This window comes from Massilia suwonensis (assembly GCF_042655665.1).
In the GTDB taxonomy this organism is placed as follows: domain Bacteria; phylum Pseudomonadota; class Gammaproteobacteria; order Burkholderiales; family Burkholderiaceae_D; genus Telluria; species Telluria suwonensis.
In genome coordinates, this window is record NZ_JBHSMR010000008.1 from 551913 (window position 1) to 570263 (window position 18351).

An 18351-nucleotide genomic window follows, 5' to 3' on the forward strand; every position below is an offset into this window, starting at 1 on the left:
GCCCCCGTCCAGCCCCGGCACGCCAGGCTCCGGTTCTGGTCGCGCCATGGATGCGCATGGTATTCTTGATTTGCCGGTCATGGTTCGATGAAGGGTTTACATTCGTGTTTTTGCTTCCGAAGAATTTCTTAGCCGGCGCTGTCCTGGCCCTTGCCAGTAGCGCCGTGCTGGCCGAGGCACCCGGGGCGAATCCGCCGCCGGTGCCGCCGGTGCCGGGCGCCGCCACCGTTCCCGCCGCTCCGGGAGCCGCTCCTGCTACCGAGGCCTCGCGTGCCGAGGACGATACTTTCCTGCTGCTGCGCGAAGCGGCGCGCCAGAACGACAGCGCCCGCGCCAACGCGCTGGCCTCGCGCCTGCCGAACTACGTGCTGGCCTCGTATGTCGACTATTATCGTCTGAAACCGCGCCTGCGCGAGGCGAGCGCGGACGAAATCCGCGCCGTCCTGCAGCGCCACCAGGGTACGGCCGTGGCCGAGCGCCTGCGCACCGACTGGCTGCTCGAGCTGGGCCGGGCGCGCGACTGGAATAATTTTGACCAGGAACTGGTGCAAGCCGCCCGCAGCGACGACCTGCAGGTGCGCTGCTACGCGCTGCTGGCGCGCGCCGCGCATGGCGAACGCATCGTGCACGAAGCGCGCGGCTTGCTGGTCAATCCGCCGGCTTACGGCGAAGCCTGCGCTGCGCTGATGGCGCAACTGGCGCAGACCGGCCAGCTGAGCCAGGACGAGTTGCTGGCGCAATTGCGCCTGGCGGGCGAGATGGGTGCCACCGGTCCCTCGCGCCGCATCGCCCTGCTGCTGGGCGCATCCGACACGCGCGCGGCCCAGGCGGTCGACGTGCCTGCGGTCGCCATGGCGCGCGGCATCGGCACCACCCGCGCCGAGCGCGAAATCTACCTGGTCGCGCTGGGCCGCATGGCACGTACGAGCCTGAAACTGGCGACCGTCGCCCTGGATAAAAACAGCAGCAAACTGAGTAGCGAGGAACGGGAAATCGGCTGGGCCAACGTGGCGCTGGCCGCCTCGATCGTGCTGGCGCCGGAAGCCTATGACTACTGGCGCCGCGCCGAGGGTGCGCCGCTGACCAATTTCCAGCGCGAATGGAAAGCCCGCATCGCGCTGCGCCGCGGCGACTGGAAGCAGGTGGCCGCCACCATCGACGCCATGCCTTCTCCGCTGCGCGACGAGTCGGGCTGGGTCTACTGGCTCGGCCGTGCGTATGCGCAGCAGGGCCGGCGCGAGGATGCCGAAGCCCTGTACCGCCGCATTGCGACCCCGAACAATTTCTATGGCCAGCTCGCGCTCGAAGAGCTGGGCGAACTGGTGTCGACGCCGCCGAGCGCGGCGCCGGTGACGCCGCTGGAGGTGAACCAGGTGGCCCAGCTGCCGGCCGTGCGCCAGGCCCTGAAATTCTACGAACTGCGCCTGCGTCCCGAGGGCAACCGCGAATGGAACTGGGCGACGCGTGCGATGAGCGAGCGCCAGTTGCTCGCTGCCGCCGAGTACGCGCGGCGCAACGATTTATTGGATCGCATGGTCGAAACCTCGCTGCGTACTCGTACCGAACTCGACTTCAATCAGCGCTTCCCGGCGCCGCACAACGACATCCTGCAGCCGACGGCGAAGAACCTGTCGCTCGACAGCGCCTGGGTGTATGGTTTGATCCGCCAGGAATCGCGCTTCGTCAGCGAAGCCCGTTCCGGCGTCGGCGCCTCCGGCCTGATGCAGGTGATGCCGGCCACCGGCAAATGGGTGGCGGCGAAGATCGGGCTGACCGACTTCGTGCACAGCATGCTGTCCGACGTGCGCACCAACATCACGCTGGGCGCCAACTACATGAACATGGTGCTCGAAAACAATGGCGGCTCGCAGGTGCTGGCCACTGCCGCCTACAACGCCGGCCCGGCCCGCTCGCGCACCTGGCGCGGCCTGCTGGAAGCGCCGATGGAAGGGGCGGTGTTCGTCGAGACGATTCCGTTCTCCGAGACCCGAACCTATGTACGCAATGTGATGTCGAACGCTACCAACTACGCGGCCCTGTTCGAGAAGCGCCCGCAGTCACTCAAGGCGCGCCTCGGCACCATTACGCCGCGCACCGGCGGAGCCGGATTGCCGTAGCGATTAACCTTTGACGAGGACCCCATGCGCGACCCGAATGTGGTGGTATTTGGCGGTTCCGGCTTCATCGGCAGTCATCTGCTTGCGCTGCTGGCCCAGGAAAGCATCCCGGCGCTGGTGCCCACGCGCCACTTCGAGCGCGCGCGTCATTTGACCACCTTGCCCGGGGTGGACGTCGTCGAAGCGGACATCCACGACGACGCCACCCTGCGCCGCCTGCTGGAAGGGCGCACGGCCGCCATCAACCTGGTCGGCATCCTGCACGCCAGCCGGGCCCACCCCTACGGGCCGCAACTGCGGCGCGCCCACGTCGACCTGCCGCGCCGCATCGTCGAAGCCTGCGCGGTCAACAAGGTGCCGCGCTACCTGCACATGAGCGCGCTCGGCGCGAACGTGAACGGACCCTCGATGTACAGCCGCTCGAAGGCTGACGGAGAATTGGCCGCGCGCAGCCGTCCGGAGGTGGCGGCGACCATCTTCCGGCCCTCGGTCGTGTTCGGTCCCGGCGACCATTTGCTGACCCTGTTCGCCAAACTCCAGCGCCGCTTTCCCGTCGTGCCGCTGGCCTGCGCCTCGGCCGCTTTCCAACCCGTGTACGTGGGCGACGTCGCCACCGCCTACCTGCATGCGCTGGGCGATGCGCACGCGTCGCACCACGTCTACCAGCTGGGCGGGCCGAACATGTATACGCTGGCCGAGCTGGTGCGCCTGGCGGGACGCTATGCCGGATGCGAGCGGCCGATCGTCGAATTGCCCTTGTCCCTGGCGCGGCTGCAGGCGCGCCTGTTCGAGCTGCTGCCCGGCGAACCCCTGCTCACGCGCGACAACCTCGACTCGATGAGCGTCGACAACGTGCTCGATCCGGCCGTCGGGGACTTGACAGCGGCCGCGCTCGGAATCAAGCTCACCCCGCTCGAAGCGGTCGCGCCGCACTACCTGGCGCCGAACGAACCGCTCGACCGCCTGCGCACCCGCGCCGGACGCTAACCAGCTTCTTTCACCAGGAACGCCATGCAGACCACGGAACTCGACCCGACTCTCTCGAATACGCTCGACAATGCACGCAAGCCCGGCCTGACGCTGGTCATCGGCAACAAGAACATTTCGTCCTGGTCGATGCGGCCCTGGGTGGCAGCGGTCGCATTCAACATTCCGTTCACCGAAGTGCGCCTGCTGCTCGACCAGCCCGACACCGCCGCGAAGATCGCCTCCTACTCGCACGCCGGCCGCGTGCCCGTGCTGCTGGCCGGCGAAATGACGATCTGGGACAGCCTCGCCATCTGCGAATACCTGGCCGAGCAGTTCCCCGACAAGCACTTGTGGCCGCAGGACGTGGCCGCGCGCGCCATGGCGCGTTCCATCGTGTGCGAGATGCACTCCGGCTTTGCCGCCCTGCGCAACGACATGTCGATGAACATCCAGGCCAAGTTGCCGGGACGCGGGCGCACGCCGGACGCCCAGGCCGACATCGGCCGCATCTGCGAGATCTGGGAGGATTGCCTGGCGCGCTTCGGTCACCGCGGCTTCCTGTTCGGCGAATTTTCGCTTGCCGACGCCTTTTATGCGCCGGTCGTGATGCGTTTCCGTACCTATGGCGTGGCACTGGCGCCGGCCCTGCAGGCCTATTGCGACCGCATGCTTGCCCATCCCGCCGTGGCGCGCTGGGTGAACGAAGCGATGCAGGAAACCGACCCGACCCCGCTGCACGACGCCGACCTGCCGCGCGCATGACGATGCACATCTATGTCGTCGGCGGCGCCGTGCGCGACGAACTGCTCGGCCTGCCCGTGCAGGACCACGACCACGTCGTCGTCGGCGCCACCCCGGACGAGATGCTGGCGGCGGGCTTTCGTCCGGTCGGCAAGGATTTCCCCGTGTTCCTGCATCCGCGGACGCAGGAGGAATACGCGCTGGCCCGCACCGAACGCAAGACCGCGCCCGGCTACCACGGCTTCGTTTTTCATACTGCCCCCGACGTCACGCTGGAAGACGATCTGATACGACGCGATCTGACCATCAACGCCATGGCGCGCGCCGAGGACGGCACGATCGTCGATCCCTACGGCGGCCGGCGCGACCTGGACGCGCGCATCTTCCGGCACGTGTCTGACGCCTTCGCGGAAGACCCGGTGCGCATCCTGCGCCTGGCCCGCTTCGCGGCGCGCTTCCCGGAATTCCGGGTGGCCGACGAGACGCTCACCCTGATGAAAAAAATGGTGGAGGAGGGCGAGGTCGATGCTCTCGTGGCCGAGCGCGTGTGGCAGGAAGTCGCGCGCGGCCTGATGGAAAACACGCCCTCGCGCATGTTCGAGGTGCTGCGCGACTGCGGCGCGCTGGCGCGCATCATGCCCGAACTCGACGCCTTGTGGGGCGTGCCGCAGCCGCCGCTGCACCATCCGGAAGTGGACACCGGTGTCCACATGATGCTGGTGATCGATTACGCCGCCGAGCAGGATCATACTCTGGCGGTGCGCTTCGCCGCCCTCATGCACGATCTCGGCAAGGGCGTCACCCCGGCCGACAAATGGCCGGCCCACCACGGCCACGAAGGCATGGGCACCAAACTCATCACCGCCCTGTGCAAGCGTCTAAAGGTGCCGAACGATTGCCGCGACCTGGCATTGATGACGGCCCGTGAGCACGGCAACGTCGCGCGCGCCTTTGAGCTGCGCGCGAATACGATCGTCACCCTGTTCGAGCGCTGCGACGCTTTCCGCAAGCCCGAGCGTTTCATCGACATGCTGCTGGCATCCGAGTGCGACGCGCGCGGCCGCGGCGACGCCCGGCACCCGCTGCGTACGCGTCCCTATCCGCAGCGTCCCTACCTGTCCGGCGCGCTCGCTGCCGCGCGCGCCGTGAATGCCGGCGAAGTGGCGGCGGGCTGCGGCGAGAACAAGGAGCGCATCCCCGAAGCGATCCACCGCGCGCGCGTGACGGCGGTGGCGCAGTGGATCGGCAGCGCCGAGGGCGGACGGCCTTATCTGGCGGGCGAACCCGGTCCTGGTTGACGCCCTATGCGCCATGACTGGACGGCGCCAGGGTACGCTCCTATAGTCGGGTTTTCAACTCGACAGGACCGGCCATGCAGCGAATCGACGTCAAGCCCTTCTGGCACGCGCTTCCCTTCGGCATCGCCGGCCTGACGCTCGTCTTCGTGCTGGCCTCGTCGGCCGGCCGCGCCGCCGCGATGTTCGGCCCGGCCAGCTGGCGCGCGTTGATGGCGGTCCTCTGCATCGCCATGGCCGCCTTGCCCTGGCTGGTGCTCAGCCGCACGGGGCGGCGCCAGATCGGCCTGCAGCGTCCGCGCAACTGGCGCTGGGCCGCACTGGGCCTGGTGCTGGGCGCGCTCGCCGCCACCTTCTGCTACCTGTTCGGGGCCGCCTTCTTCGGCGCCAGCGCCGAGCACCCCTTCGTCAGCGTCGCCCGCAACTATCAATTGCAGCCCACCGCCGGCTGGAGCCTCTTGCGCCTGCACCTCACGTTCACGATCGCCGCCTGCCTGTTCAGCCCGATCGGCGAAGAGATTTTCTATCGCGGCCTCCTGCAGAAGGTGCTCGAGGACCGCTGCGGTGCCCGGCGCGCGACCTTGATGGAGGCGAGCCTGTTCGCGCTGGTGCACCTGTGCCACCACGGCATCCTGGTGACGAGCGCCGGCTTGCAGGTGCTGCCGCTGTCGGGCGCCCTGTGGGTGGCGCAGATGTTCGCATTGTCCCTGCTGTTCGCCTGGCTGCGCCGGCGCGGCGAGTCGATCCTTCCCGCCATCCTCGCCCACGCCGCCTTCAACGCCGCGATGAACGGCTGGATTTTTGCCCGCCTATGGCCCTGAGCTGTGCTGATTTGTTACAAGACGTACCACGTGCGGCCTAATGCATGACAGGTTTGCTATGCTCGTCGCATTATGAGCAGATTGTCACAACAGACGGACCGGGTGTTTGCAGTACTGATGGGGCGCCTGGAGGCGATGGGGCCGCGCCAGCGCCTGCGCTACGGCGTATCGGCGGCCCTGGTGCTGGTGGCCTTGCTCGCTTTTCTCTACACCCGCACCACGGGCGTGGACGTCGATACCCAGAACCGGGTGATGTTCGACCTGCACGAACTGCAGCAGCTCGACGCCGCCTGGGACACCAATCTGCTGCGCGCCCACATCGGCAGCAACGTCGCCGATGCCCAGCTGGCCGCGCCGGTGCCGCAAATCGAGGAATTGACGGCGCGCCTGGGCGAGGCGCTGCCGATGACGCGCGGACGCAGCGCCCGCCAGGCCCATGCGGCGCTGGAAAAAGCCCTGCGTACCAAGGCCGCCCTGGTGACCCAGTTTCGCACCCTGAACCCGCCGCTGCGCGCAGCCCTGCTGTCGCTGCCGCCGGCGCTGGCCGACCTGAAAACGGAACTCGGCGGCATCGAAGGCGCGCTGGCGCCGGGCCGCCTGGTGGTGCGCCTGGATTTGCTATTGAACGATCTGCTGGCCGACACCCTGCGCTATAACCTGGTGCCCACGCCCGCGTTGGGGCATCGCATCGAAGCCAGCCTGATGCAGATCGAAGCGCAGAAGGAGCGCTTTTCGCTGGCCGTGAACGAGCAGATCGACGCCCTGGCGCGCGATACCCGCATCATCCTCGCTAACCGCCCGCGCGAAAACGAGCTGGAAACGCAGATCGCCGCCCTCGACACCGGCGAAGCGCTGGCGCGCCTGGGCCGCGAACTCGACCGCTCCTTCCAGGCCGAGGTGCTCGAGCGCCAGCGCTACCGCGGCTTCCTGTTCGCCTATTCGATCCTGCTGCTGGGTTTATTGGCCTACGCCGGCTGGCGCCTGCGCCGCAGCTACCGCATCATCAACGACGTCAACCGGCGCCTGAAGTCCATGAACGACACCCTCGAACACCGCGTGGCCGAGCGCACCGCCGAGCTGGAAGAGCAGTCGGCCAAACTGGCGCGGCTGGCCCAGCACGACAGCCTGACGGGCCTGATCAACTACGGCCAGCTGACCCGGCTGCTGGAACTGGCCCTGGTACGGGCGGCGCGGCGCGACAGCGTGGTGGTCACCATGTTCATCGACCTCGATGGTTTTAAAGCCGTCAACGACACCTGGGGCCATGCCACCGGCGACCTGGTGCTGCAGCTGGTCGCGCGCCGCGTACAAAAAGTGCTGCGCGCCGAGGACATCCTGGCGCGCCTGGGCGGCGACGAATTCGTGGTCATGCTGGAAGGAGTGGGCATGCCCGAAGGCGCGCTGCGCGTGGCGCGCCTGGTGCTCGACCAGATCGAAGGGATCAATGAGGCCGACGGCAACCCGGTCGCGATTTCCGCCAGTATCGGCATCGCCAGCGCGCGCGGCCGCGCCGGGGCAGAGTGGGGCGCCGCCGCCTTGCTGGCCGATGCCGACAAGGCGATGTACGCCGCCAAGCAGGCCGGTAAGGGCACGTTTATTATCAGTCCGAACGCGCACTGGAACGTCGACGAGACACCCGGCGTGCTTTGACTGTCGCGCGCGGCAGTATGGACGGCATTCCGCTAGAATAGCGGGATGGTGCAGTGCACAAAACGGACAATCCCTTCATGCGTGACAATTCGATCAAGAACTGGTTGGCCAGCCTGGCCGGCACCAGCGCGCATCCTGCGGTGCTGGTCAAGGCGCTGGGCAAGCGCGACCGCCGGCGCATGCTGAAGCATTTCCTGGCGCTGGACGAGGCCGACCGCCTGCTGCGCTTCGGCACCGTGCTGCCCGACGAGCAGGTGCACGCCTATGTCGACAAGATCGATTTCAAGCGCGACATCGTGTTTGGCGTCGTGAGCCGCGGCTTTCAGCTGGTCGGCGTCGGCCACCTGGCGTTTGCGCCGCCCGAGCCGGGCCGCGCCGCCAAGACCGACAAGCTGCGCGTGGCCGAATTCGGCGTCTCGGTCTCGAAATCGGCGCGCGGGCAGGGCGTCGGCTCGCGCCTGTTCGAACGCGCCGCCATCCACTGCCGCAACAACGACATCGACACCTTATATATGCAGTGCCTGTCGAGCAACCGCACGATGATGCACATTGCGAAAAAGGCGGGGATGGAGATCAAGCGGGAATACGGCGAAGCGGATGCGTATTTGCACCTGCCGCCGCCGAGCCCCGGCAGCGTGATGCGAGAAGCGCTGGAAGAGCAGTTCGCGGTGATCGATTACACGGTGAAAGCCAACGCCCGCGCTGCGATGAAGTGGTTTTTACCGAAAAAACGGGAATAGATCCGTAGGGTGGGCGCTCCGTGCCCACCATTTACGGCGGTGCGCACGGAGCGCCCACCCTACGGGTCAGCGTCCCGCATCCCCAATCGGCAGCGCCGTCGTCTCTTTAATTCTCTGCAGCGCAAAACTCGACTTCACATCCAGCACCGACGGATGACGCAGCAGCGTCGCCATCATGAAGCGCGAAAAGTGGTCCATGTCTTCCACGTGCACGCGCAGCAGGAAATCCATCTCTCCCGTCATCGCATAGCAGGCCACCACTTCCGGCCAGGCTGCCACCGCCTGCGCGAACTCGAAGCGCGGCGACGTGGCCGGCACGCGCGAATTGGCGGGACCTTCGCTGTGCTTTTCCAGGCGCACATTCACATAGGCCAGCAGGCCGAGACCGATCTTGTCCGGGTCGACCAGGGCCACGTACTGGCGGATCACCCCCGCTTCCTCGAGGCGCTTGATGCGCCGCAGGCAGGGGGAGGGCGACAGGTTGACGCGTTCGGCCACATCCTGGTTCGACAGGCGGCCATCGGCCTGCAGGATCTCGAGGATCTTGCGGTCGGTCTTGTCCAATTCGATCTTTGACATAAATTCCCCTTCTACTCAGCACAGCCGCAATTTTATTGCGCAATGGGCACGGCGGGGGGAATTGATTGGTATTTTATGCCGGGCCCGGAAGACTATACTGACGCCCATTACGGAGGAGACCTCTCCGTCGCGGCGCCAACAAAAACAACAAACGCGCCGATCCACCCCTACGGAGACACCCAATGAACGCACCCCTGGACCGTTCCCAGCTTCAGCCATCGGAGCCTGGACACGACATCACGCTCGACGACAAGTGGACGCTCGAGCGCGGCCGCGCCTTCATGACCGGCACGCAAGCGCTGATCCGCCTGCCGATGCTGCAGCGCGAGCGCGACCTCAAAAATGGCCTGAACACCGCCGGCTACATCACCGGCTACCGCGGCTCGCCGGTCACCGCCGTCGACCAGACCGCGATGAAGGCGAAAAAACACCTGGACGCGCACCACGTCAAGTTCCACCCGGGCATGAACGAAGACCTGGCGGCGACCGCCGTCTGGGGCACCCAGCAAACGAACCTGTACAAGGACGCCAATTACGACGGCGTCTTCGCCATGTGGTACGGCAAGGGCCCGGGCGTGGACCGCTGCGGCGACGTCTTTAAGCACGGTAACAACGCCGGCAGCGCGAAGCACGGCGGCGTGCTTGTGCTGGCCGGCGACGACCATGCAGCCAAATCCTCGTCGACCGCGCACCAGTCGGATCACATCCTGACCGCCTGCGGCATTCCGGTGCTGTATCCCTCGTCGGTGCAGGAATACATCGACTACGGCCTGCACGCCTGGGCGATGAGCCGCTACACGGGCCTGTGGGTGTCGATGAAGTGCGTCACCGACGTGATCGAGTCGGGCGCCGTGGTCGACCTCGACCCGGACCGCGTCCAGCCTATCATCCCGACCGACTTCGAAGTGCCCGAGGGTGGCCTGAACATCCGCTGGCCGGACGCCGTACTGGACCAGGAAGTCCGCATGAACAACCATAAATGGTATGCGGCCCTGGCCTATGCGCGCGCCAATAAACTGAACCAGATCATCTGGGACAGTCCGCAGCCGAAAATCGGCATCATCACCGCCGGTAAAAGCTATGTCGACACGCGCCAGGCGCTGGCCGACCTCGGCATCGACGAGCAGGCAGCAAGCGACATCGGCATCCGCCTGTACAAGATCGGCATGACCTGGCCGCTCGAGTCGGAAGGCGTGCACGAATTTGCGCGCGGCCTCGACGAGATCCTGGTGGTCGAAGAAAAGCGGCAAGTGATGGAATACGCGCTGAAGGAAGCGCTGTACAACCTGCCGGACGGCGAGCGTCCGCGCGTGGTCGGCAAGTTCGACGACACGGGCGAGTGGAGCAACAAGGACCGCAAGGGCCACGGCGACTGGCTGCTGCCGGCGACCTATGAATTGAACCCGGCGCAGATCGCGCGCGCCATCGCCTCGCGCATCTCGCACTACTGCGCCGGCCATCCGGTCGAGCAGCGCGTCAAGGAGCGCATCGCCTTCCTGGAAGCGAAAGAGCTGGTGCTGAAAGCGATTCCCGCGAAAGCCAATCCGGAAACCGACCGCATCCCGTACTTCTGCTCGGGCTGCCCGCACAACTCGTCGACCAAGGTGCCGGAAGGCTCGCGCGCCATGGCCGGCATCGGCTGCCACTACATGGTGCTGTGGATGGACCGCGAGACCTCCACGTTTACCCACATGGGCGCCGAAGGCACGACCTGGATCGGCCAATCTCCGTTCACCAGCGAAAAGCACGTGTTCGTGAACCTGGGCGACGGCACCTACTTCCACTCGGGCATCCTGGCGATCCGCGCGGCGGTCGCCGCCAAGGTGAACATCACCTACAAGATTCTCTACAACGACGCGGTCGCCATGACCGGCGGCCAGAACGTCGACGGTCCGCTCGATCCGGGCATGATCACGCGCCAGATCGCGGCCGAAGGCGTGCGTCCGATCATCGTCGTCACCGACGAGCCGGAAAAATACCCGAGCGACTACGCCTGGGCCGAGGGCGTGACCGTGCGTCACCGTTCCGAACTGATGGACGTGCAAAAGGAATTGCGCGAGATGCCGGGTGTGTCGGCCGTGATCTACGACCAGACCTGCGCCTCCGAGAAACGCCGCCGCCGCAAGAAGGGCGAGTTCCCCGACCCGGCGAAACGCGCCGTCATCAACGAAGCTGTCTGCGAAGGCTGCGGCGACTGCTCGGTGCAGTCGAACTGCCTGTCGGTCGAGCCGCTGGAGACGGAACTGGGCCGCAAGCGCCAGATCAACCAGTCCTCCTGCAACAAGGATTTCTCCTGCGTCTCCGGTTTCTGCCCGTCCTTCGTGACGGTCGAAGGCGGCGGCCTGAAAAAGCCGAAGAAGGCGGCTGTCGGGACCGATAACGCGCTCCCAAGCCTGCCTGCGCCGGCCATCCCGGCGATCGACAGCCCGTTCGGCATCCTGGTCGCCGGCGTCGGCGGCACCGGCGTCGTCACCGTCGGCCAGATCCTGGCGATGGCGGCCCACGTCGAGGGTAAAGGGGCGATCGTGCTCGATCAGAGCGGCCTGGCCCAGAAGGGCGGTCCCGTGATGTCGCACGTGCGCCTGGCGCAACGCCAGTCGGACCTGCACTCGACCCGCGTCGGCACCGGCAGCGCCGACCTGGTGATCGGCTGCGACCAGATCGTCACCGCCGCCCGCGATGCGCTGAGCCGCATGGGCGAAGGCCGCACCTGGGCCGCCGTCAACGCGACCGGCTCCACCACCGCCGCCTTCGTGAAAAATCCGGACTGGCAGTTCCCGGCCGAAGGTTCGCGCGGCGCCATCCTGCAGGCCTGCGGTGCGGACAACGTCGATTTCGTCGATGCCGGCCAAATGGCGACGGCCCTGATGGGCGACGCGATCGCGACCAATATGTTCATGCTCGGCTACGCCTTCCAGAAGGGCCACGTGCCGCTGCTGGAAAGCTCGCTCATGAAGGCGATCGAGCTGAATGGCGTCTCGGTGCCCTTCAACAAAGCCGCGTTTAATTGGGGCCGTAGCGCCGCGCACGACCTGGCGTCGGTGAAGAAGCTGACCACCCCGGCCAAGGTCGTGGAATTCAAGCGCGCCCAGACGCTGGACGAGCTGGTGAATCGCCGCGTCGAACTCCTGACGGCTTACCAGAACGCCGGCTACGCCGCGCAATACAAGGCTTTCGTCGACCAGGTCCGTGCCGAGGAAGCAAAGCTGGGGAAATCGACGCGTCTGACCGAAGCCGTGGCCCGCTACTTCTACAAGCTGATGGCTTACAAGGACGAGTACGAAGTCGCGCGCCTTCACACCGATCCTGCCTTTAAAGAAAAGATCGCGGGCATGTTCGAAGGCGACATCAAGATTAAATTCCATCTGGCGCCGCCGCTGCTGGCCAAGCACGACAAGGAAGGCCGCGCGCTGAAAAAGGAATACGGTCCGTGGATGATGAGCGCCTTCGGCGTGCTGGCGAAACTCAAGGGCCTGCGCGGCACTCCGTTCGACGTGTTCGGCTACACGGCCGAGCGCAAGACCGAGCGCGCCCTGATTGGCCAGTACCGCGACACCGTGACGGCGCTGCTGCCGAAGCTGTCGAGCGAGAACCTGGCGCAAGCCGTGGCGATCGCCAGCATCCCGGAAGACATCCGCGGCTATGGCCACGTGAAGGAACGCCACCTGGCCTCTGCCAAGGCCAAGGAAGCCCAGCTGTTGTCGGCCTTCCACAACTCGGCCGGCGTCACGCGCGCAGCCTGATTGTCCGCAAAACTGTTGTTGCGCCAGGACTGGTTTAGGCCAGTCCTGGCGTTTTTGCTTTACGGAATCAAAAAATGCTCCATAAAATGGACGATTCAAGCGTGCGAGCTTTCCGGATCGGCACGCTTGTCCTAAGCTTTCTTGACGAACTCGCCTGACAGACACTGCTCATGACATCGCCAACTTCCTCCACCGGTCGCCTGACCGCCACGCTGCGCCTGCTGTCCACCTGCCTCGCGGCCGCCCTGACGCTTGCCGCTTGCGGCGGTGGCGGCGGTAATCCTGGTACGGTCAGTAATCCGCCATCGACCACCACGCCGAATACGGGTACAGGCGCCGGCACCGGCAATGCCGCGGCCGATCCTGACCTCGCCACCCTGGGCGACGCCTTCGATACCTACTGGAACCTGTGCGCCAAGCCGCGCACCGGCATCGATCCCTATACCGGCAAGCCGTATCCGGACAAGCAGGGCACGCTGCGCGACGAGCTGACCTTCCTGCGCGCCTGGTCGAACCAGTACTACCTCTGGTACAACGAAATCCCGACCGACTTCCGCATGGCCGATTTCACCAATCCGGTCGACTACTTCGACAGGCTGATGTCCCCGCGCGACAAGGACATGTACCACTTCACCTATCCGACGGCCGAGTGGGACAAGCTGACCAATTCCGGCATCGAGCTGGGATATGGCGTGACCTGGAGCAGCGGCAGCGCGACCGCACCGCGCACCTGGCGCGTCGCGCTCGTCGAACCGGGTTCGCCGGCAGCCGCCGCCGGCCTGCGCCGCGGCGACCAGCTGCTCACGATCGACGGCGCCGACTTCGTCAACGGCAGCGACGCCGCCACGGTCGACAAGATCAATGCCGGCTTGTTCCCTTCGGGCGCCGGCACTTCGCACAGCTTCACCCTGAAACGCGGCATTGAAACGGTCGCGGTGACGATGCAGGCGCAGGAAGTGGCGGCGCTATCGGTGAAGTACACGAAGGTCATCGACACCCCGACCGGCAAGGTCGGCTACCTCAGCTTCGAGAACCATAACGCCGTAGCCGAGCGCCAGCTGATCGATTCGATCACGACCCTGAAGGCGGCCGGCGTCAACGACCTGGTGGTGGACCTGCGCTACAACGGCGGCGGCCTGCTGCACATCGCCAGCGAACTGGCCTATATGATCGCCGGACCGGCCACCCAGGGCCAGGTGTTCGAGCGCCTGCAGTACAACGACAAGATCGAAGCCGCGCAAACGCCGCAGATCATCCGCTTCAGCGACAAGGCCGTCGGCTTCTCCGCCGGCGCAGGCACGGTGGCGGAGGGCACGACCCTGCCGTACCTGGGCCTGAGCCGCGTCACCGTCCTCACCACCTCGGGCACCTGCTCGGCCAGCGAAGCGCTGATCAACGGCCTGCGCGGCGTGAACGTGGAAGTGAACGTGATCGGCGCCACCACCTGCGGCAAGCCCTACGGCTTCACGCCGGTGCCGAACTGCGGCACGACCTATTTCTCGGTCGAGTTCAAGGGCGTGAACGCGAAAGGTTTCGGCGACTTCGCCAACGGCTTCACGCCGACCTGCAGCGTGGCCGACGACCTGGATCACGAGCTGGGCGACACCAGCGAGGCACTGCTGGCGGGCGCGCTCAGCTACCGCGCCACCGGCATCTGCCCGGCCCGCACCTCGGCCCAGGCGATGGCGATTGCGGTGCCGGCCCAGGTGCGGCCGCGCGCGTCGCAGATCGCGATCCATTACCGGTCACGATAAGGCGGCCTGTCACGCGAAGCGCCACCTGCGGGTGGCGCTTTTTTTTGCCCTGTCGCGGGGGACAAACCGACTATAATTTTCCGCTTTGCCTCTCCCTCTCACTCTGCCGGAGCTTCACCGATGATTCGTTCTGCGTTACTGCTTGCCCTGCTGGCCGCCCCCCTCTCCCATGCCGCCGCTCCCGACCTGACGACCGTCTCCGAACGCTCCGGCTTCCAGGCCACGGGCCGCTACGACGAAGTGGTCAAACTGTGCGCAGCCTTTGCCAAGGCCTATCCGAAAGAGGTGAAGTGCGTCGAGTTCGGCCGCACCCCGGAAGACCGCCCGATGCTGGCGCTGATCGCGACCCGTAGCGGCGCCTTCACGCCGCAGGCAGCAAGCAAGAAGGGCTTGCCGGTCACCCTGATCCAGGGCGGCATCCACGCCGGCGAGATCGACGGCAAGGATGCCGGCTTCCTGGCGCTGCGCGAAATGCTGGAAGGGCGCCTGGCCAAGGGCGCGCTGGACAAGCAGGTGCTGGTCTTTGTGCCCGTGTTCAACGTCGACGGCCACGAACGCTTCCAGCAGTGGAACCGCCCGAACCAGCGCGGCCCGGTCGAGATGGGCTGGCGCACCACGGCCCAGAATTTCAATCTGAACCGCGACTACGTGAAGGCCGACGCGCCCGAAATGCAGGCCATGCTGGCGCTGGTGAACGCCTGGGATCCGCTGACCTATGTCGACCTGCACGTGACCGACGGCGCCAAGTTCCAGCACGACGTGTCGATCCAGGTCGAACCCGTCAACTCGGCCGATCCGGACTTCCGCAAGGCCGGCCTGGCGCTGCGCGACAATGTGATCGCCGACATCACGAAGCAGGGCTCGACGCCGCAGTCCTATTACATGTCCTTTGCCAAGACCGACGATCCGCAATCGGGTTTTGTCGACAGCGTCTCCGACCCGCGCTTCTCGACCGGCTACTTCCCGCTGCGTAACCGCATGGCGATGCTGGTCGAGACCCACTCGTGGAAGGATTACCCGACCCGCGTGCGCATCACCCACAACAGCGTGATCTCGGTGCTGGAGCAGGTCGCACAACACGGCAAGGCGTGGCAGGTGGCCGCCGCCGCGGCCGATGCCCGCGCCGCGCGCCTGGCCGGCACGCCGGTCGCGCTGACGTATAAAACGCTCGAGAAATCGAAGCTGGTCGATTTCAACGGTTACGAATACACGCGCACCCCATCTGACGTCTCGGGCATCCTGATGACGCGCTACGACGAAAACAAGCCGCAGGTCTGGCGCGTGCCGCTGCGCGACGAGGTCGTGGCCGACCTCGAAGTGGCGGCGCCGCGCGCCGGCTACATCGTGCCCGCCGCCCACGCCGCCATGGTGGCCGCGAAGCTGAAGCAGCACGCTATCGCCTTCCGCACGCTGGACAAGGCACTCGACCGTGTCGACACCGAGACCTTCCGCGCCGACAAGGCGAGCTTCGGCGCGAAATCCTTCGAATCGCACCAGCGCTTGACTGTGGAAGGCAGCTGGAAGCTTGAGCCGCGCAGCGTCGGCAAGGGCGCGCTGTTCGTGCCGATCGCCCAGCCGAAGGCGCGCCTGGTGATGGCGATGCTGGAACCGCAGGCGCCGGACTCGCTGCTGGCCTGGGGCATGTTCAACAATGCCTTCGAGCCGAAGGAGTACATGGAAGAGTACGTGGCCGAAGAAGTCGCGCGCGAGCAGATGGCGGCCGACCCGGCCGTCGCCGCGGAATTCAAGCGCCGCGTCGAGAGCGATCCGGCGTTCGCGAAGAATGCACACGCGCGTCTCGAATTCTTCGCGCGCCGGCATGCGTCGTGGGATGAGCGTTTGAATTTGTATCCGGTGATGCGCACGAACGTCGCGCCATAACGCTAATTGAGCGGCGTCGTCGGTGACGCCGCGTGGACGCGGACGGTGATTCGCGTGGGCATGCCCACCCTACGTTACGCATCAGCCGCGGACGGTGGTGCACCGTAGGGTGGGCATGCCCACGCGGTACGGAACCGATGCGTACTCGTACCGTCACGCTCCCAGCAACTCCCGCACCGCCCCCACATACCGCTCGCTCACCGCCACCTCGGCCCCGCAGCGCAGACGCAGCAGATAACTCCCATCCCCCACCACGCTCAAACCCACTGCCTGGTCGCGCCGCACGATGGCGCCGCGGTGCACCCGTAAAAACCGCGCCGGATCCAGGTGCGCCTCCAGCCGGCTCAGCGCCACCCGGTGCAGCGGCGTAGTCGACGCCGTATGCAGCGCCACATAATTCCCCTGCGCCTCGCACCACAGGATGTCGGCCACCTGCACCTGGTCGATCCGTCCCACGGAGCGTACGCCGATCTGCTCCAGGTAGGCCGGCCCGTCGGCGTAGGCACGCAGGGCGCGCCCGTAGGCGCCACGCTGGCGTCCCGCCAGCAGCAGGCGGGCGCGTTCCAGCGCCTGCGCCAGGCGCGCATCGTCCAGCGGTTTCAAAAGATAGTCGAGCGCGTGGACCTCGAAGGCCTCGATCGCATGCGCGCTGTGGGCGGTGACGAACACGATTAATGGCGGTTCGGACTGCTGCGCCAGTTCGCGCGCCAGCTGCAAACCCGACTCGCGCGGCATCTGGATGTCCAAGAACAGCAGGTCGATGCGGTGCGCGCTCAAGGCTTCGCGCGCGCGCACCGCGCTGTCGCATTCGAAGGCCAGACACCAGTCCGGGTGAGCCTCCATCGCCAGGCGCAGATTGGTGCGGCCCGGCTCCTCGTCGTCGACAATGGCGTAGCAAATTCCCACGGCCGTCAGTCCTGCAGCGCCAGCGGCAGGCTGATCTCGGCCGTGAAGCGGCCGTCCTCGCGCCCGGTGCGCAGGCTGGCGCGCGCGTCGAGCAGCGCCAGGCGCGCCCGCGTGTTCGACAGGCCGAGACCCGTTCCGGGATTCGGCGAACTCCACTCGCTTACCGGATTCATCACGCGGATCAGCAGTTCGTCGGCGGTGCGTTCGAACGAGAGACGGATATCGCCGGGACCGTCGTGGCAATCGAGGTCGTGGCGCAGGGCGTTCTCGATCAGCGGCTGCAGCAGCAGGGGCGGGCACTCTCCCTGCCTTACCTGCTCGTCGTCGCCGTCGATGCGGATGCGCAGGCGTTCGCCATAGCGCAGGCGCTGCAACGCGAGATAGTCGCGCACGAAGCCGAGTTCCTCTTCGATGGTGGCGCGTTCGCGCTGGGTGGCGGCCAGGGCGTAGCGCAGCAGGTCGGACAGGCGGCCGATGCCGGCCAGGGCGTCGGCCTTGTCGCCGGCGCGTACCAGGGCGCTGATCGCGTTCAGGGCGTTGAAGATGAAATGCGGCTCGAGCTGGGCGCGCAGGGCCAGCATGCGCTGCTGTTCCAGCGCCAGGTACAGGTTCAGGTTTTCCGCCTGCGCCCTGGCGAAGGCTTCGCTGCGTGCCCGTGCTTCGCGCTGGTTGCCGATGGCGACCATGGCGACAAAAGTGCCGGTCATCCAGGCGGTCTCGGTAAACCAGGTCATCTTGTTCATCTTCGTCAGCTCGATCCAGCCGGACGTCAGTGTCAGCACTTCCCCGCGCAGCAGCACGTCGGCGCAGCTGAGGAAGAACCATTCGACGGGCAGGAACAGCAGCACCAGGCCAGCGTAGGTGCGGATCACAGTGCGGCGCTCGGTGAACAGGGTCGGATGGCGCACCAGCACCAGGCTCAGGGTGCTACTGAGGGCCATCACCGGCACGTGGCCGATCCACCATTCGAGCAGGATGGTGGTGAAGGGAGCCGGACGGCCGAAGCCGATGCGGTCGGTGTAGACGCCGAGCGCACCGGCGATGCACAGCGCCGTCCAGAAGGCGACGTGGGTCAGGATGATGCGCGCGGTCTTGAGTGCTGGCAGGTGCATGGTGCGCCGAGTATAGCAGCGCCCGAACGGGTAAAAACGAGGA

13 protein-coding genes are annotated in these 18351 nt (G+C 66.3%); 10 read left to right on the plus strand and 3 right to left on the minus strand.

Annotated features, from left to right (window positions below; genetic code table 11):
* Window positions 1–104 precede the first annotated feature (104 nt).
* The 7 genes from ACFPQ5_RS06030 to ACFPQ5_RS06060 all read left to right on the plus strand — a co-directional run bounded on the left by ACFPQ5_RS06030 (window position 105) and on the right by ACFPQ5_RS06060 (window position 8333).
* Entirely contained in the window at window positions 105–2117 is a 2013-nt protein-coding gene (locus ACFPQ5_RS06030) for a lytic transglycosylase domain-containing protein (protein WP_379752366.1), read from the plus strand.
* A gap of 24 nt (window positions 2118–2141) precedes the next feature.
* Window positions 2142–3104 carry a complex I NDUFA9 subunit family protein gene (locus ACFPQ5_RS06035; protein WP_379752367.1) on the plus strand — a complete coding sequence of 321 codons (963 nt, stop codon included), beginning with the start codon at window positions 2142–2144 and terminating at the stop codon, window positions 3102–3104.
* Between the two features lie 24 nt (window positions 3105–3128).
* Complete coding sequence (locus ACFPQ5_RS06040) at window positions 3129–3848, plus strand: glutathione S-transferase family protein (protein ID WP_379752368.1); 720 nt, start codon at window positions 3129–3131, stop codon at window positions 3846–3848.
* Between the two features lie 2 nt (window positions 3849–3850).
* Window positions 3851–5125 carry a multifunctional CCA addition/repair protein gene (locus ACFPQ5_RS06045; RefSeq protein WP_379752398.1) on the plus strand — a complete coding sequence of 425 codons (1275 nt, stop codon included), beginning with the start codon at window positions 3851–3853 and terminating at the stop codon, window positions 5123–5125.
* A gap of 74 nt (window positions 5126–5199) precedes the next feature.
* Window positions 5200–5943, plus strand: a complete 744-nt coding sequence (locus ACFPQ5_RS06050) for a CPBP family intramembrane glutamic endopeptidase (protein WP_379752369.1) — start codon at window positions 5200–5202, stop codon at window positions 5941–5943.
* Window positions 5944–6045: 102 nt separating this feature from the next.
* Window positions 6046–7593, plus strand: a complete 1548-nt coding sequence (locus tag ACFPQ5_RS06055) for a DAHL domain-containing protein (RefSeq protein WP_379752370.1) — start codon at window positions 6046–6048, stop codon at window positions 7591–7593.
* A 77-nt stretch (window positions 7594–7670) separates the two neighbouring features.
* A complete protein-coding gene (locus ACFPQ5_RS06060) occupies window positions 7671–8333 on the plus strand; it encodes a GNAT family N-acetyltransferase (RefSeq protein WP_379752371.1) in 663 nt (220 codons plus the stop codon).
* 66 nt (window positions 8334–8399) lie between these two features.
* Here ACFPQ5_RS06060 and ACFPQ5_RS06065 read toward each other — a convergent pair whose 3' ends face one another.
* Window positions 8400–8912 carry an Lrp/AsnC family transcriptional regulator gene (locus ACFPQ5_RS06065; protein ID WP_056342738.1) on the minus strand — a complete coding sequence of 171 codons (513 nt, stop codon included), beginning with the start codon at window positions 8910–8912 and terminating at the stop codon, window positions 8400–8402.
* A 182-nt stretch (window positions 8913–9094) separates the two neighbouring features.
* On the opposite strand from ACFPQ5_RS06065, the gene ACFPQ5_RS06070 reads away from it, so the two are divergent.
* The 3 genes from ACFPQ5_RS06070 (at window position 9095) to ACFPQ5_RS06080 (ending at window position 16290) form a co-directional block, all read left to right on the plus strand.
* The gene (locus ACFPQ5_RS06070) at window positions 9095–12655 is read left to right on the plus strand and encodes an indolepyruvate ferredoxin oxidoreductase family protein (RefSeq protein WP_379752372.1); all 3561 of its coding nucleotides are present in this window, start codon (window positions 9095–9097) and stop codon (window positions 12653–12655) included.
* 170 nt (window positions 12656–12825) lie between these two features.
* Window positions 12826–14409, plus strand: coding sequence for a S41 family peptidase (locus ACFPQ5_RS06075; protein ID WP_379752373.1), 1584 nt, complete (start codon window positions 12826–12828; stop codon window positions 14407–14409).
* Window positions 14410–14529: 120 nt separating this feature from the next.
* On the plus strand, window positions 14530–16290 hold the full coding sequence (locus ACFPQ5_RS06080; protein WP_379752374.1) for a M14 family metallopeptidase: 1761 nt from the start codon (window positions 14530–14532) through the stop codon (window positions 16288–16290).
* A 153-nt stretch (window positions 16291–16443) separates the two neighbouring features.
* Here the strand turns inward: ACFPQ5_RS06080 and ACFPQ5_RS06085 are convergent, their stop codons facing one another.
* Both ACFPQ5_RS06085 and ACFPQ5_RS06090 read right to left on the minus strand, forming a co-directional pair.
* The gene (locus tag ACFPQ5_RS06085; protein WP_379752375.1) at window positions 16444–17196 is read right to left on the minus strand and encodes a LytR/AlgR family response regulator transcription factor; all 753 of its coding nucleotides are present in this window, start codon (window positions 17194–17196) and stop codon (window positions 16444–16446) included.
* A gap of 5 nt (window positions 17197–17201) precedes the next feature.
* Window positions 17202–18308 carry a sensor histidine kinase gene (locus ACFPQ5_RS06090; protein WP_379752376.1) on the minus strand — a complete coding sequence of 369 codons (1107 nt, stop codon included), beginning with the start codon at window positions 18306–18308 and terminating at the stop codon, window positions 17202–17204.
* Window positions 18309–18351 lie beyond the last annotated feature (43 nt).